Origin of the sequence: Salmonella sp. SAL4457 (genome assembly GCF_046548235.1) — a bacterium.
Lineage (GTDB): Bacteria > Pseudomonadota > Gammaproteobacteria > Enterobacterales > Enterobacteriaceae > Salmonella > Salmonella enterica.
In genome coordinates this window covers 1-264 of record NZ_JBGDZO010000666.1, presented here as the reverse complement: position 1 = coordinate 264, position 264 = coordinate 1, and the positions used below count along the sequence as shown (strand labels likewise).

At 53.0% G+C, this 264-nt stretch carries 1 protein-coding gene; it reads right to left on the bottom strand.

What is annotated here, in order from left to right:
• Nucleotides 1–241, bottom strand: a 241-nt coding sequence (locus ACLJNW_RS25855) for a TrbC family F-type conjugative pilus assembly protein (protein ID WP_410961458.1), incomplete at its 3' end; no start/stop codon positions are given.
• Between the last annotated feature and the right edge of the window lie 23 nt (nucleotides 242–264).

Sequence of the window (264 nt, the reverse complement as noted above, 5' to 3'; positions counted from 1 at the left end):
ACGTAGGGTTGATGATGATGTTCGGCACTGGGTCTTTTTTGGCCGCGAGCGCCTGAATAGCTTTAACTCCCTGCCCCAAGTTCATTCCTTCCGGGATGCCACGGACCACAATTACAGAAACAGGCTGGCCTGACACCGCCGTTAGGACGTCATCTAACCCCTGTTCGCCAAGAGACAACGAGGCGAAAACCAGTATCCGATGGTCAGAGTAGATACCCTTTTCAGCCTGTTTCCGGTGCATCTCCTTGAGCGTTGGGTTAGTAG